General features: G+C 62.6%; 14 protein-coding genes. 7 read left to right on the plus strand and 7 right to left on the minus strand.

From position 1 onward, the window contains the following. Window positions 1–43 precede the first annotated feature (43 nt). The 5 genes from ACVWZP_RS20155 to ACVWZP_RS20175 form a co-directional block, all read right to left on the minus strand. Complete coding sequence (locus ACVWZP_RS20155) at window positions 44–2,140, minus strand: GGDEF domain-containing protein (protein ID WP_457370096.1); 2,097 nt, start codon at window positions 2,138–2,140, stop codon at window positions 44–46. Further along, window positions 2,137–3,015, minus strand: coding sequence for an endonuclease/exonuclease/phosphatase family protein (locus ACVWZP_RS20160; protein WP_046381537.1), 879 nt, complete (start codon window positions 3,013–3,015; stop codon window positions 2,137–2,139). Before ACVWZP_RS20160 ends, ACVWZP_RS20155 begins: the two co-directional genes overlap by 4 nt. Window positions 3,016–3,025: 10 nt before the next feature. Beyond that, window positions 3,026–3,661: a thiol:disulfide interchange protein DsbA gene (gene dsbA / locus ACVWZP_RS20165; protein ID WP_017849030.1), complete on the minus strand. Its 636-nt coding sequence runs from the start codon at window positions 3,659–3,661 to the stop codon at window positions 3,026–3,028. A 167-nt stretch (window positions 3,662–3,828) separates the two neighbouring features. Further along, window positions 3,829–4,434, minus strand: a complete 606-nt coding sequence (locus ACVWZP_RS20170) for a c-type cytochrome (protein WP_017849029.1) — start codon at window positions 4,432–4,434, stop codon at window positions 3,829–3,831. 37 nt (window positions 4,435–4,471) lie between these two features. Beyond that, window positions 4,472–4,771, minus strand: a complete 300-nt coding sequence (locus ACVWZP_RS20175) for a c-type cytochrome (RefSeq protein ID WP_017849028.1) — start codon at window positions 4,769–4,771, stop codon at window positions 4,472–4,474. Between the two features lie 192 nt (window positions 4,772–4,963). Between ACVWZP_RS20175 and yihA the strand changes: the two genes are divergently transcribed. After that, complete coding sequence (yihA, locus tag ACVWZP_RS20180; RefSeq protein ID WP_017849027.1) at window positions 4,964–5,605, plus strand: ribosome biogenesis GTP-binding protein YihA/YsxC; 642 nt, start codon at window positions 4,964–4,966, stop codon at window positions 5,603–5,605. A gap of 269 nt (window positions 5,606–5,874) precedes the next feature. Here the strand turns inward: yihA and polA are convergent, their stop codons facing one another. After that, on the minus strand, window positions 5,875–8,649 hold the full coding sequence (gene polA / locus ACVWZP_RS20185; RefSeq protein WP_017849026.1) for a DNA polymerase I: 2,775 nt from the start codon (window positions 8,647–8,649) through the stop codon (window positions 5,875–5,877). A gap of 74 nt (window positions 8,650–8,723) precedes the next feature. Between polA and ACVWZP_RS20190 the strand changes: the two genes are divergently transcribed. Together ACVWZP_RS20190 and ACVWZP_RS20195 are read left to right on the plus strand one after the other, a co-directional pair. After that, window positions 8,724–9,014, plus strand: a complete 291-nt coding sequence (locus ACVWZP_RS20190; protein WP_079442558.1) for a DUF2782 domain-containing protein — start codon at window positions 8,724–8,726, stop codon at window positions 9,012–9,014. A gap of 56 nt (window positions 9,015–9,070) precedes the next feature. Next, window positions 9,071–10,024 (plus strand): homoserine kinase, encoded by a 954-nt coding sequence (locus ACVWZP_RS20195; RefSeq protein ID WP_017849024.1) that lies wholly within the window; start codon window positions 9,071–9,073, stop codon window positions 10,022–10,024. Between the two features lie 51 nt (window positions 10,025–10,075). On the opposite strand, the gene ACVWZP_RS20200 is transcribed toward ACVWZP_RS20195, so the two are convergent. Further along, window positions 10,076–11,005, minus strand: a complete 930-nt coding sequence (locus tag ACVWZP_RS20200; protein WP_017849023.1) for a zinc ABC transporter substrate-binding protein — start codon at window positions 11,003–11,005, stop codon at window positions 10,076–10,078. Between the two features lie 58 nt (window positions 11,006–11,063). On the opposite strand from ACVWZP_RS20200, the gene zur reads away from it, so the two are divergent. The 4 genes from zur to ACVWZP_RS20220 are packed head-to-tail and all read left to right on the plus strand — an operon-like array spanning window position 11,064 to window position 13,869. Beyond that, the gene (gene zur, locus ACVWZP_RS20205) at window positions 11,064–11,546 is read left to right on the plus strand and encodes a zinc uptake transcriptional repressor Zur (RefSeq protein ID WP_026140288.1); all 483 of its coding nucleotides are present in this window, start codon (window positions 11,064–11,066) and stop codon (window positions 11,544–11,546) included. Then, complete coding sequence (znuC, locus tag ACVWZP_RS20210) at window positions 11,546–12,331, plus strand: zinc ABC transporter ATP-binding protein ZnuC (RefSeq protein ID WP_457370097.1); 786 nt, start codon at window positions 11,546–11,548, stop codon at window positions 12,329–12,331. Before zur ends, znuC begins: the two co-directional genes overlap by 1 nt. Next, the gene (gene znuB, locus ACVWZP_RS20215; RefSeq protein ID WP_017849020.1) at window positions 12,324–13,112 is read left to right on the plus strand and encodes a zinc ABC transporter permease subunit ZnuB; all 789 of its coding nucleotides are present in this window, start codon (window positions 12,324–12,326) and stop codon (window positions 13,110–13,112) included. The genes znuC and znuB overlap by 8 nt, the downstream gene beginning before the upstream one ends. Window positions 13,113–13,149: 37 nt before the next feature. Then, window positions 13,150–13,869, plus strand: coding sequence for a PA5502 family lipoprotein (locus tag ACVWZP_RS20220; protein ID WP_017849019.1), 720 nt, complete (start codon window positions 13,150–13,152; stop codon window positions 13,867–13,869). The last annotated feature ends 95 nt before the right edge of the window (window positions 13,870–13,964 follow it).

The raw sequence follows: 13,964 nt of genomic DNA on the forward strand, positions 1-13,964 counted from the left end.
ACCGTTTGTGGCCCGAACGTCAAATTACAAAATGGAACATCTTTTAGGCCGCCTGCACCCGGTTACGTCCCGCTGCCTTGGCCCGGTACAACGCCTCGTCGGCGCGCTTGAGCGCCAGGTCGCTGCGCTCGCCGGGCTGGAACTGCGCCACGCCCATCGACACCGTGATCGTCACCGGCTCGCCCTTGAAGTGGAACGGGCAGACTTCAATCGCCGCGCGCAGCGCTTCGCCAGCGCTCAGGGCATTCGCCAGGGGTGAGTCGGGCATCAGCAACACAAACTCTTCGCCGCCGAAGCGCGCAATGAAGTCGCCGGGGCGCAGGCGCTTGCGCAGCACGCTGGCGATGATTTTCAGCACTTTGTCGCCGGCCAGGTGCCCGTAACCGTCGTTGATACGCTTGAAGTGATCGAGGTCCAGCATCGCCAGCGACAGGCTGTTGCCGCGCTGATGCCAGAGGTTGACCTCATGGTCCAGGCGCTCGCTCCACGCGGCACGGTTGGGCAAGCCGGTAAGCGGATCGACCAGCGCTTTCTGGCGCTGCACTTCGAGGTGATCGCGATAACCCTGGGCCTCCTGCTCCATATTGGCGACGCGTTCGGCGAGCCCTTTCAAGCGCTCCGCCACTTCCTGCTCGCGCAGGTCACGCTGCTGCTGGTGCTGGTCCATGGTGCCGAGCAGGCCTTCAAGGTGGCTTTCCAATACCTGCTTGAGGCTGTCCAGGTCGGCGGCGCCCTGCACACTGCTTTGCAGGCCGTCGACCTGTTCGCGGATTTGCGTGTCCAGCTCGCGGGCGGCCGAGCGACTGTCGGCATAGCCTTCGCTGGCCGTCTGCAGATGGCCCTGGAACGCTTCGAGGCGTTCGTTGAGCTGCTTGAGGTAGGCCTCGAACTCATGCTGGCCGCTGTCGGTGATCGCCAGCATCAGCGTGGCCAGGTCATCGAGGATCGGCAGCAGTTCGTACCAGTTCAAACCATGGGCCAGGCGCTCGCGCATGGCTTCGGCCTGGGGCCGGTGGCGCTCGGGCAGGGACAGGTCTTCCAGCAGGCCAAGCAAGGTGTCTTCAATGTGTTTGGCCACGGAGCTGTAGGACGGCTCCGGCGAATCGGGCAGGGCGTAGATTGCGTCCGCCAGCAGCTCGTCCGGGTCCGGCGCGTCCAGCACCGGCGGCAGTGACAGGCTGCCGATGACGGTTTGTTGCGGTGCATCGACCTGAACCGGTGGTGGTTCGATAAGCGCGGCGAGTGCACTTTCGGCGCCAGGTTCTGGCGCCGCTGCTGGAAGCGCGGCAGGCGCCGCCACTTCGACGGGCCGGGCGATCGGCACGGGCTGGGGCGCGGCTTCGGGGGCGACGACCGGGCTCACGACCTCAGCCGCCGTGGCCACCGTGGCCGCCTTGGCCGCTGCCACCGGTTCCGGCGGTTCCGGCGGGGGCGGGGCCGAGCCTTGCGGCAACGGCGCGAACGCCCGCAGGGCCTGGGCCAACTCGTCGGACTGGGGCGGCGGTGCCGCTTCGGCGACGGGTTCGGGCACCGGCCTGGCGGCGGCGGCGGGCGCAGAGGGCGCAGAAGGCGGCGGCGCGGGCTCGCCGGTCGGCGCCTCACTCGCAACTTCCTTGGCGCCAAACAGACGTTGCAGCAGGCCGGGACCGGGGCGTGGGGTTTCGCCGTCCGGTTCCAGGTTATTCAACGCCTGCCCTTGCAGGTTGCTCAACTCACTGAGCAACAGCGGGATCTCGCGCGCCTGGCCCACGCGGCTATCCAGCTGCTTGGCGAAGGTTTTCAACGGGCGGGCCACCTCGCGGGGCAGCGGCAGTTTCTGCAACTGCGCAACCAGGGCCGTGAGCGCGCTGCTCATCTGGTCAATCCGGGTTTCGCGACGCTGCTCCGAATCCAGTACGGCTTTTTCCAGGCGCGGCAGCAATGCGGCGAGGGCGGCATCCATGTCGTCGCTGCGCACCACGTCGCGCATTTCCTTCATGCATTGATCGACCGCGCGGTCGGTGCCTTCAGCGGCCAACGTACTGCGCACCAAGCCTCGGCGCAGCAGGTCGAGGCGGGCGGCCCAGCGGCGTTCGAGTTTGTCTTGTTGATCGATGCTTTTAAGGTATTTCTCTTTCCAGCGCTGGGCTTCGTCGCTCATGCAAGGGGTCCGCGAGGGCCGGGGCTCAACGCGGGCAATGCATCCACCGTGAGCGAACCCGGCAGACGAATCTCTACCGCGACCGGCAGGTGATCGGAGATGGGCTGCGCCAGCACCTGCACACTTTCAAGCGTGAGGGTCGGACTGAGCAGGATGTGGTCAAGACAGCGTTGCGGGCGCCAGCTGGGGAACGTGGCTTCGACTTGCGGCGCCAGCAACCCAAGGTCACGCAACGGGGAATTCTGCAGCAGGTCGATGGCATGGGTGTTCATGTCCCCCATCAACACCTGATGCTTGTAGCCGCCAATCAACTCACGCACGTAGGCCAACTGCAGGTTGCGGGTCCGCCCCCCAAGCGCCAGGTGCATCATCACCACCACCAGGGCTTCCGAACCTTCGCCAAAACGCACGAGGATCGCGCCACGACCCTTGGGGCCCGGCAATGGGTGATCTTCGATGGCCGATGGCTTCAGGCGGCTGAGCACGCCGTTGCTGTGCTGCGCCAGACGCCCGAGGTTGCGATTGAGTTGCTGATACCAGTAGGGAAATGCACCCAACTGGGCCAGGTGTTCCACCTGGTTGATGTAGCCGGAGCGAATGCTGCCGCCGTCGGCTTCCTGCAGGGCGACCAGGTCGAAGTCGCCCAACAGGTCGCCGATCTTCTGCAGGTTGCCGGCCCGCCCGTTGTGGGGCAGCAAGTGCTGCCAGCCACGGGTGAGGTAGTGCCGGTACTTCTCGGTACTGATACCCACCTGGATATTGAAGCTGAGCAGCCGCAGGCGGCTGTCCGCCGGCAGGCCCGTGGATTCCAGGTGAGCTTCGTTGACCTGCGGGTCATGCAGACCGACAACGCGTTCGGTACCCCAGCGACGCATGGCAGGCCCCTTACTTGGCGGCGCGTTCTTTGGCGATCAACTGGTCGGCCACATTGAGGGTCGCTTCAGGACCGCCGGTGGTGCCCAGGTCGAAACGGTACTTGCCGTTGACGATCATGGTCGGAACGCCTTGCACGCCATAAGCCACGGCGAGTTTCTTGGCGGCTTCGATCTGGCCCTTGATGGCGAAGGAATTGAAGGTGGCCAGGAACTTGTCCTTGTCGACACCTTGGGTCGCGACGAAGTCAGCCATGTCCTCAGGCTTGGTCAGGCGCTTGCCTTGTTTCTGGATCGCCTCGAAGACAGCGTTGTGAACCTTGTGCTCGACACCCATGGCTTCCAGGGTCAGGAACAGTTGGCCGTGGGCATCCCATGGGCCGCCGAACATGGCAGGGATGCGTTTGAAGTTCACGTCCTTGGGCAGTTTCTCAACCCATGGGTTGATGGTTGGCTCGAAGGCGTAGCAATGCGGGCAGCCGTACCAGAACAGCTCCACCACTTCGATCTTGCCCGGCACCGAAACCGGCACGGGGTTGGCCAATTCCACGTAGGTTTTACCGGCTTCAAGCGGCACATCGGCGGCTTGTGCGGTCATGCCGAAGAGGCTGGCGGTGACGAGAGCGGCGCTGAGGATCAGATTACGCATGCTTTACTCCTGGACAAATAAAGTCGCCTCACGCGACCTTTGTTGTGACAGGTCTGCGCGGGCATGAGTTCGTTAGTGTAACGGCACCGGCCACAAAAAAGGGCGGCCTAGGCCACCCTTTTTATGCTTGCATCAACGGATTAATCGAGCGTTAACGCAGCCCTCGATCAGTGCAGACCCTGAATGTATTGGGAAACCGCTTCGATGTCCTTGTTGCTCAGCTTGGCGGCAATGCTCTGCATGATTTTGGTATCGCCGTCGTTGGTACGATTGCCTTCACGGAAGTCCGTCAGTTGCTTGGCGACGTACTGCGCATGCTGGCCACCCACATGCGGGAAGCCCGCAGCAGCGTTGCCCACGCCGTTAGGCGAGTGGCAACCGATGCAGGAAGGCATGCCTTTGTCGAGGTTGCCGCCACGGAACAGTTCTTCGCCACGGGCCACTTGCTTCGGATCAGCAGCTCCCACACTGCCTTTCTGGCTGGAAAAATAGGCCGCGATATCGGCCAGGTCCTGATCGCTGAGGTTGGTCAGCAAGCCGGTCATTTCCAGGACCGTGCGCTTGCCGTCCTTGATGTCGTGCATCTGCTTGGTCAGGTAACGCTCACCCTGGCCGGCCAGTTTAGGGAAGTTCGGCGCCGGGCTATTACCATCCGGTCCATGGCAAGCACCACACACGGCGGCTTTCGCCTGACCCGCAGCAGCGTCGCCTGCAGCATGGGCAACACCGGTGATGCCCAAGGTCAACAGCAGACTCACGATCAGTTTGTTCATCAGCTAATCCAACTACGGCTAAGGGTTTAAGAGTTATCTAACCGGGTTTACTCACCATCCACTCAATGATGGCCTGGTAATCCTCGGTACTGCAGTCCATGCACAAACCACGCGGCGGCATTGCCTTGAAACCCTGGGTCACGTGTTGCACCAGCGTGTCCATGCCTTGCGCCAGTCTGGGCGCCCAGGCTGCCTGGTCACCCCGCTTCGGGGCGTTCGGCAGTTGGCCGGCATGGCAAGCCACGCAAACTCGGTTGTACACCGCTTCCGGTTCCTGTGTAGCCTGAGCGCCGTAAAGCGGCATCAAGACACCGACAGCAAGCAACCATCTGGTCATACATCGACCTTTTCAGGGTTTGGGAGCGTTTTGCGTTCTAATGCGCAATAAAGGTCTATCGCTCCCGTGAACTTCATCCTTCGCTGGGACAAAGCACACACAAAATCTGCGGCATTATATACTGGCGCTACTGAAACGGAAACGACACCGCTTGCCGCACCCTTTTTCGGCACCGCCCATATCGGAAATCTCATGCAACTCAAGAACCCCATCCTCGGCCTGTGCCAACAGTCCACCTTCATGCTCAGCGCCGCCAAAGTGGACCAATGCCCCGATGACGAGGGCTTTGAAGTCGCCTTTGCCGGCCGTTCCAACGCGGGCAAATCCAGCGCCCTGAACACCTTGACCCATGCCAGCCTGGCGCGCACCTCGAAAACCCCGGGCCGCACGCAGTTGCTCAACTTCTTCAAGCTAGACGATGATCGGCGTCTGGTCGACCTTCCGGGCTACGGTTATGCAAAAGTACCTATCCCGCTGAAGCTGCACTGGCAGCGTCACCTCGAGGCTTACCTGGGTGGCCGGGAGAGTTTGAAGGGTTTGATTCTGATGATGGACATCCGTCATCCAATGACCGACTTCGACCTGCTGATGCTCGACTGGGCAGTCGCCAGCGGCATGCCGATGCATATCCTGCTGACCAAAGCCGACAAACTGACCTATGGCGCCGCCAAGAACACGCTGTTGAAGGTGCAGGCGGAAATCCGCAAAGGTTGGGGTGACACCATCACCATCCAGCTGTTCTCGGCGCCAAAGCGCCTGGGCCTGGAAGAAGCCTACACCGTGCTGGCCGACTGGATGGAATTGGCCGACAAGGGCGCAGAAACCGCGGAGTGACTTTTGCGCAGGCAAAAAAAACCCCGGACTTCGTATGGGGAGGGGAAGTTCGGGGTTCAAGCTCCGGACCGCTAGGGCGGGGTCCAGATATCTGCCAACACTTAACACAACATAGGAGCATTGAAGGGCTTCACCACCCATTCAGTAACTCTGAGTGGCATTTCATGAGTTAAGTTCCGGCAGGTACAAAAAACTATTTGCAATAAGCGACGGCGTTTTCGGGTCTAAAGCGTTCTGCCACCACCCTCGGCGGTGGCAGAACCGCGCTATCAGTGCGCTTCGTCCCAGTTATCACCCACGCCCACTTCCACCAGCAGCGGCACATCCAGCGTCGCCGCGTGGCTCATGTGCTGGCGGATCTCGTCACGCACTTGATCGACCAGATCCTCGCGAACCTCCAGCACCAGTTCATCGTGTACCTGCAGGATGACTTTGGCATCCAGGCCTGACGCGGTCAGCCAGTTATCCACCGCCACCATGGCTTTCTTGATGATATCCGCCGCCGTGCCCTGCATCGGCGCGTTGATCGCCGTGCGCTCGGCGCCTTTGCGCAGCGCCGGGTTCTTCGCGTTGATGTCCGGCAGGTACAGGCGGCGACCGAAGATCGTCTCGACATAACCCTGCTCGGCCGCCTGGGCGCGGGTGCGCTCCATATAGGCCAGCACGCCCGGATAGCGGGCGAAATAACGGTCGATATAGGCCTGGGACTGTTTACGATCGACACCGATCTGCTTGGCCAGGCCAAACGCGCTCATGCCGTAGATCAGGCCGAAGTTGATCGCCTTGGCGCTGCGACGCTGGTCGGTGGTGACCGCGCCCAGCTCCACGCCAAATACTTCGGCGGCGGTGGCCTTGTGTACGTCCAGGTCATTGCGGAAGGCGTGCAGCAAGCCTTCGTCCTTGGCCAGGTGCGCCATGATCCGCAGCTCGATCTGCGAGTAGTCCGCCGCCAGCAGCTTGTAGCCTTTTGGCGCGACGAACGCCTGACGAATCCGCCGGCCTTCAGCGGTGCGGATCGGAATGTTCTGCAGGTTCGGATCACTCGACGACAAACGCCCGGTGGCCGCCACCGCCTGGTGATACGAGGTATGGATGCGCCCGGTGCGCGGGTTGATCTGCTCAGGCAAGCGGTCGGTGTAGGTGCTTTTCAGCTTGCTCATGGAGCGGTACTGCATCAGCACCTTGGGCAGCGGGAAATCCTGCTCGGCCAGTTCGGCAAGCACCGCTTCGGCGGTCGACGCCTGGCCCTTGGCGGTCTTGCTGAGAACCGGGTGGCCGAGTTTTTCGTAGAGGATCGCGCCCAATTGCTTGGGCGAGCCCAGGTTGAATTCCTCACCGGCGATGGCAAATGCCTCACGCTCCAGCTCGACCATCTTCTCGCCCAGCTCAACGCTCTGCACGCCGAGCAACTTGGCATCCACCAGCGCGCCCTGGCGCTCGATACGCGCCAGCACCGGCACCAACGGCATCTCGATATCGGTCAGCACGCTGACCAGGCTGGGGATCGCCTGGAGTTTTTCGAACAAGGTCTGGTGCAGGCGCAGGGTGACGTCGGCATCTTCAGCCGCGTAAGGGCCGGCCTGTTCGAGGGAAATCTGGTCAAAGGTCAGCTGTTTGGCGCCTTTACCCGCAATATCCTGGAAGCTCACCGTGGTGTGACCCAGGTATTTCTGAGCCAGGCTGTCCATGTCATGCCGTGTGGCGGTGGAGTCGAGGACGTAGGATTCGAGCATGGTGTCGTAGGCAATGCCCTGCACCGTGATGCCACAATTCTGATCGCCACCGATGGCACAGTTGGCGAGGATATTCATATCGAACTTGGCGTGCTGGCCCACCTTGAGCTTGCTCGGGTCTTCGAGGATCGGCTTGAGCGCGCGCAGCACCGTGTCGCGGTCCAGCTGCTCCGGCACGCCCATGTAGGAATGGGTCAGCGGGATGTAGGCCGCTTCGTAGGGCTGCACCGCGAACGACAACCCAACCAGCTGCGCTTGCTGCGCATCGATGCCGGTGGTCTCGGTATCGAAGGCGAACAGCTTGGCCTCGCCGAGCTTCTTCAGCCACACATCGAAACGCGCCTGATCGAGGATGGTCTCGTACTTGAGCTCGGTGCTGACGACCGGCGCATTCTCGGCGACCGGAGCCGCCACCTCCAAGCCGGTGCGCTTGGCGTCGCGCTGCACTTCCTCGAACCAGCTTTTGAACTCCAGGAGGGTGTACAGCTCCAGGAGTTTTTCGCGATCCGGCTCGATCAGGTGCAGATCATCCAGGCCCACGTCCAGCGGCACGTCGATCTTGATCGTCGCCAGTTGATAGGAGAGGAAGGCCATGTCCTTATGCTCTTGCAGCTTGGCCGGCAGGGTCTTGGCCCCACGGATAGGCAGGCTCGGCACAATATCCAGATTTTCATACAGCTCTTTCAGGCCGCCATTGACGCCCACCAGCAAGCCAGAAGCGGTCTTCGGACCAATGCCCGGAACGCCAGGAATGTTGTCGGACGAATCGCCCATCAACGCCAGATAGTCGATAATCTGCTCCGGAGCGACGCCAAATTTCTCCTTTACGCCCTCCACATCCATGGCGCTACCGGTCATGGTGTTGACCAAGGTAATGTGCCCGTCCACCAGCTGCGCCATGTCTTTGTCGCCGGTCGAGATCACCACCGGGCGGTCCGCGGCTGCGCTGCTGCGGGCCAGGGTGCCGATCACGTCATCGGCTTCGACGCCTTCGACGCACAACAGCGGGAAACCCAGGGCGATCACGCTCTGGTGCAGGGGCTCGATCTGCAGGCGCATGTCGTCGGGCATGCTTGGGCGGTTGGCCTTGTATTCGGCGTACATTTCGTCGCGAAAGGTCCCACCCTTGGCGTCGAACACGACCGCGAACGGGCTGTCCGGGTACTGCTTGCGCAGGCTCTTGAGCATGTTCAACACGCCCTTGACCGCACCGGTCGGCAGGCCTTTGGAAGTGGTCAGCGGTGGCAGCGCGTGGAAGGCGCGGTACAGATATGAAGAACCGTCCACCAGGACGAGGGGGGCTTGGCTCATGAGCAGGATCAACCTTTTCGGCGGGTCAGGCGCTAGAATAGCCGGACCACAGACAACAAAGGGACAAGGTTATCATGCGCTCATTCAATCGCCTGCTGTTGACCGGCTTGTTTGCATTCGCTCCGATGGTTGCCATGGCGGCAGACAGTGCACCTCCGGGCGATCCGGAAGTTACCATTCGCACAGAGGGCGACAGAACCATTCAGGAGTACCGTCAAAACGGTTTCCTGTACGCAATCAAGATAACGAAGAAAGGCTTCCCACCATATTTCCTGGTGCGCGCAGACGGATCCGATGGGAACTACATCCGCTCTGACCAACCGGATATGCTGATCCCGTCATGGAAGATCTTCGAATGGAAATGATTTCTTAACTTCAATTGGCGCCGCACACCGCGGCGCCCGTACTGGCAGTTTTAACCATGTCTGTGTTCACCCCCCTGGCTCGGCCCGAGCTGGAAACCTTTCTTGCCCCTTACGGGCTCGGCCGCCTGCTTGATTTCCAGGGGATCGCCGCGGGTAGCGAAAACACCAATTTCTTCATCAGCCTGGAACAGGGTGAGTTCGTCCTGACCCTGGTCGAGCGCGGCCCGGTGCAGGAAATGCCGTTCTTCATCGAACTGCTCGACGTGCTCCACGACGCCGACTTGCCGGTGCCTTACGCCCTGCGCACCACCGACGGCGTGGCCCTGCGCGAATTGGCCGGCAAACCGGCGCTGCTGCAACCGCGCCTGGCCGGCAAGCACATCAAGGACGCCAATGCCCAGCACTGCGCCCAGGTCGGCGACCTGCTTGGCCATCTGCACCTGGCGACCCAGGGCGACAAGGTGCTGGAGCGCAAGACCGATCGCGGGCTGGACTGGATGCTCAGCGAAGGCGCGCAGTTGATTTCGCACCTGGACGCAGCGCCGCAACGCCTGCTGCGCGACGCGCTGGATGAGATCGAGGCCCACAAGGCGCAGATCCTCGCCCTGCCGCGCGCGAATATTCACGCAGATCTGTTTCGCGACAACGCGATGTTCGAAGGCACGCACCTGACGGGCTTGATCGACTTTTACAACGCCTGCTCGGGCCCGATGCTGTACGACGTGGCGATCGCCCTGAATGACTGGTGCTCGGACGCCGACGGCGTACTCGACGGCCAGCGCGCCCGCGCACTGCTCGGGGCTTATGCGGGGTTGCGCCCGTTTACCGCGAAAGAAGCCGAGTTGTGGCCGACGATGTTGCGCGTGGCGTGCGTGCGGTTCTGGTTGTCACGCCTGATCGCGGCGGAGTCGTTTGCCGGGCAGGATGTGTTGATTCATGACCCGGCGGAGTTCGAGCATCGGCTGGCGCAGCGCCAGCAGGTCGCGATCCAGCTGCCGTTCGCGCTCTAAAATGCGGGAGGGGGCTTCTTGCTCCCTCCTACAGACGTTATGCCTGGGCTTTCAGAGCGACTCCAGGCAGCCCGCCAAGTCATTGCCCAGCTTGTCCAGCACCTGTTCGTAACCTTGAGCGGAAGCCGGGGTGTACCCGCCCAACGCATCCAGCTCCGCCAATTTCACCGGCAAACCGGCCACCAGCGTTTCCGCCAGGCGCGGACGCAGCGGCGGCTCACTGAACACGCAGGTCTTGCCGACTTCCTGCAAACGTGTACGCATCGCCGCCACATGCTGGGCACCGGGCTGCACTTCGGCGGCCACGCTGAACACACCGGCGTGCTTGAGGCCGTAGGCCTCTTCGAAATAATCAAAGGCTTCGTGGAACACAAAGTAAGGCTTGTCGTGGATGCCGGCCATCCGCGCTTTCAAGCGCGCGTCCAACGCATCCAGTCGGCTCACGAACGCCTTCACGTTGAGCTGGTAACGCTCGGCATTGGCCGGGTCCGCGGCGCTGAGGTCGGCGCCCATGCGTGCGGCAATCACCCGGGCGTTGAGCGTCGACAACCACAGATGTGCATCCAAAGTGCCTGGGCGATGATCGTGGTCATGTTCGTCGGCATCGTCGGCGTGGGAATGGCTATCTTCGGCGAAACGGCGGAGTTTCATGCCCGGAAGATCCTGCACGGCCACCGTCGGCAGGCTGCGCCCCTTCAGGACGCGGGGCAGGAAGCCTTCCATGTCCGGGCCGATCCAATACAGCAGGTCTACCGACTGCACGCGCCGCACGTCGGATGGGCGCAACGCATAGTTATGCGGCGAGGCCCCCGGCGGCAACAACACCTCGGGAACCGCCACGCCGTCCTGCACAGCCGCGGCAATCAACTGCAGCGGCTTGATGCTGGTCAGCACCTTGACCTCCGCCTGAGCGGCACCCGCGGTGAGCAAACTGGCGACAAATACGACAAAAACGGGAAAAAGTCGGGACACGATGACCACTCAATGGCGTAGGAACGGGTAACATAATAACGTCTCTATCAAATATCTGTCGCCGCTCATGCCTATAACACCGCTTGCCAGCCGTCCCCACGACCACTCTCACTGCGTGCATACCGCGCTGTCGGAGGCCGACACCCTCTGCGCACGGCAGGGCCTGCGCCTGACCGCCCTGCGTCGGCGCGTGCTGGAACTGGTCTGGCAGAGCCACAAGCCGCTGGGCGCCTACGACATCCTCGGCGTGCTCAGCGAGCAGGACGGTCGCCGCGCCGCGCCGCCCACGGTGTACCGCGCGCTGGATTTCCTGCTGGACAACGGCCTGGTACACCGCATCGCGTCACTCAACGCCTTCGTCGGCTGCAACCACCCGGAACACGCGCACCAGGGGCAGTTCCTGATCTGTCGCAAGTGCCACGCCGCCATCGAGCTTGAGCAAAGCAGCATCAGCGACGCCATCATCCAGAGCGCCGCCGACGTCGGCTTCAAGGTGGAAGGGCAAACCGTCGAAGTCGTCGGACTCTGCGCCGGTTGCCAGGGGGCTTGATGAGCAACGCGTTAATCCGCCTGGAGCAGGTCGGGGTCACGTTCGCCGGGCAAAACGTGCTGGATAACATCGTGCTGAGCGTCGAACCGGGGCAGATCGTCACGCTGATCGGCCCCAATGGCGCCGGCAAGACCACCCTGGTGCGCGCCGTACTCGGCCTGCTCAAGCCCGACACCGGCAGTGTGTGGCGCAAGCCCAAGCTGCGTGTCGGTTATATGCCGCAAAAACTCTTCGTGGACCCGACGCTGCCCTTGTCGGTGCTGCGCTTCCTGCGCCTGGTGCCGGGCGTGGACCGCGCCCGCGCGCAAGCCGCGCTCAAGGAAGTCGGTGCCGAACAGGTCATCGACAGCCCGGTGCAAAGCATCTCCGGCGGTGAAATGCAGCGCGTGTTGCTGGCCCGCGCCCTGTTGCGCGAGCCGGAACTGCTGGTGCTCGACGAACCGGTGCAGGGCGTCGACGTCGCCGGCCAGGCCGAGTTGTACAGCTTGATCACCCGCCTGCGCGACCGCCTTGGCTGCGGCGTGCTGATGGTCTCCCACGACCTGCACCTGGTGATGAGCACCACCGACCAAGTGGTGTGCCTCAACCGCCACGTGTGCTGCTCCGGCCATCCGGAGCAAGTCAGCGGCGACCCGGCGTTCGTCGAGCTGTTCGGCAAGAACGCGCAGAGCCTGGCGATTTATCACCACCATCACGATCACGCCCATGACCTGCATGGCGCCGTGGTCGACGATCCCGCCACACCCCACACTCACGTTCATGGAGATAGCTGCAAGCATGGCTGATTTTCTGCTCTACGCCCTGCTGGCAGGCTTGGCTCTGGCGCTGGTGGCGGGCCCGCTGGGCTCGTTCGTGGTCTGGCGGCGCATGGCCTATTTCGGCGACACCTTGTCCCACGCCGCATTGCTGGGCGTGGCCCTGGGCTTTCTGCTGGATGTGAGCCCGGCCATCGCCGTGACCGTCGGCTGCCTGCTGCTGGCGGTGCTGCTGGTGACCCTGCAACAGCGCCAGCCGCTGGCCTCCGACACGTTGCTGGGCATCCTGGCGCCCAGCACTCTGTCCCTGGGCCTGGTGGTGCTGAGCTTCATGCATGAAGTACGCATCGACCTGATGGCTTACCTGTTCGGCGACCTGCTGGCGATCAGCCCCACGGACCTTGCGTGGATTCTCGGCGGCAGCGCTGCCGTGCTGGTGCTGCTGGTGACGCTGTGGCGCCCGCTGCTGGCAATCACCGTGCATGAAGAACTGGCCACGGTGGAAGGCTTGCCCGTGCCCGCGCTGCGCATGACCTTGATGTTGTTGATCGCCGTGGTGATCGCTGTCGCGATGAAGATTGTCGGCGTATTGTTGATTACGTCACTGCTGATCATTCCCGCAGCCGCCGCCCAGCGCCACGCCCGCTCGCCGGAACAGATGGCGATCGGCGCCAGCGTACTGGGGATGCTGGCAGTGTGTGGGGGCCTGGCGCTGTCCTGGTTCAAGGACACGCCGGCAGGGCCGTCGATTGTGGTCACGGCGGCCGCCCTGTTTCTGCTGAGTTTTGTCCTGCCCCGTCGAGGGGTGTAGACTTGCTCGCTTTTTGCGCAAATAGAGAGTCGCAGGAATGAAGCCGTTCACCTCCCGTTATCTGCTCCTTGCCGCATTTTCCCTGCTGCTGGGCGCTTGTCAAAGTACCCCGCCCGCCGCCCCCGAGGCCCCGGACGCACGCGCTGTCGCCATCGCGCAACTGGAGCAAAACCTGGCCAGCAGCGAGCTGGCCACCGCCGAAGACCAACTGGCCGCGCTGCAAGCCCAGTCGCCCAACGATCCGGCGCTCGAGGCTTACCAGCGTCAACTGGCCGAGGCCTACCTGCAACGCAGTCAGATCGTGTTGCAAAAAGGTGATGTCAACGCCGCCGCTACCGCCCTCAGCCGCGCCCGCGCATTGATGCCCAAGGCTCCGGCGCTGACCGGTGGCGTCAACAGCGCCATCACCCACGCGCGCAAAGCCGAGCTGGACAAAGCCGAGGCCGCCCTCAAGGCCGCCGAAACCAAGCCCGTCGCCAAGGTCATCGACCCGGCCGCGCAGAGCACCACCGTGGCGCTGAACCTCACAGACATCGAAGAGCTGCGCCATCAGCTGGATGCCATCGCCACCGACGTGGTGAATTACCAGTGCGATGTGACCATCCAGGCACCGCGCACCCAGGATTACCCGTGGCTGGCGACCTTGCTGAGCAAACGGGTCAAGCGCATTGATTCGGGCTACGACCTGACGATTCACCGGCAGATCCTGAAGACTATTCCGGCGCAGGTTGTGCTGATTCCGCGCAAGGCGGAATAAAGCCATCGGGGGCAAGCCCCCTCCCACATTTTGAACGGTGAATACATTCAAAGTGTGGGAGGGGGCTTGCCCCCGATGGCAATCTAACCAACAAC

It is taken from the genome of Pseudomonas sp. TE36184 (genome assembly GCF_054060055.1).

Bases quoted from the DNA above. Each gene is read 5' to 3' on its own strand.
- ACVWZP_RS20155 (WP_457370096.1), bottom strand. From the start codon at position 2,140: ATGAGCGACGAAGCCCAGCGCTGGAAAGAGAAATACCTTAAAAGCATC.
- ACVWZP_RS20160 (WP_046381537.1), bottom strand. From the start codon at position 3,015: ATGCGTCGCTGGGGTACCGAACGCGTTGTCGGTCTGCATGACCCGCAG.
- dsbA (WP_017849030.1), bottom strand. From the start codon at position 3,661: ATGCGTAATCTGATCCTCAGCGCCGCTCTCGTCACCGCCAGCCTCTTC.
- ACVWZP_RS20170 (WP_017849029.1), bottom strand. From the start codon at position 4,434: ATGAACAAACTGATCGTGAGTCTGCTGTTGACCTTGGGCATCACCGGT.
- ACVWZP_RS20175 (WP_017849028.1), bottom strand. From the start codon at position 4,771: ATGACCAGATGGTTGCTTGCTGTCGGTGTCTTGATGCCGCTTTACGGC.
- yihA (WP_017849027.1), top strand. From the start codon at position 4,964: ATGCAACTCAAGAACCCCATCCTCGGCCTGTGCCAACAGTCCACCTTC.
- polA (WP_017849026.1), bottom strand. From the start codon at position 8,649: ATGAGCCAAGCCCCCCTCGTCCTGGTGGACGGTTCTTCATATCTGTAC.
- ACVWZP_RS20190 (WP_079442558.1), top strand. From the start codon at position 8,724: ATGCGCTCATTCAATCGCCTGCTGTTGACCGGCTTGTTTGCATTCGCT.
- ACVWZP_RS20195 (WP_017849024.1), top strand. From the start codon at position 9,071: ATGTCTGTGTTCACCCCCCTGGCTCGGCCCGAGCTGGAAACCTTTCTT.
- zur (WP_026140288.1), top strand. From the start codon at position 11,064: ATGCCTATAACACCGCTTGCCAGCCGTCCCCACGACCACTCTCACTGC.
- znuC (WP_457370097.1), top strand. From the start codon at position 11,546: ATGAGCAACGCGTTAATCCGCCTGGAGCAGGTCGGGGTCACGTTCGCC.
- znuB (WP_017849020.1), top strand. From the start codon at position 12,324: ATGGCTGATTTTCTGCTCTACGCCCTGCTGGCAGGCTTGGCTCTGGCG.
- ACVWZP_RS20220 (WP_017849019.1), top strand. From the start codon at position 13,150: ATGAAGCCGTTCACCTCCCGTTATCTGCTCCTTGCCGCATTTTCCCTG.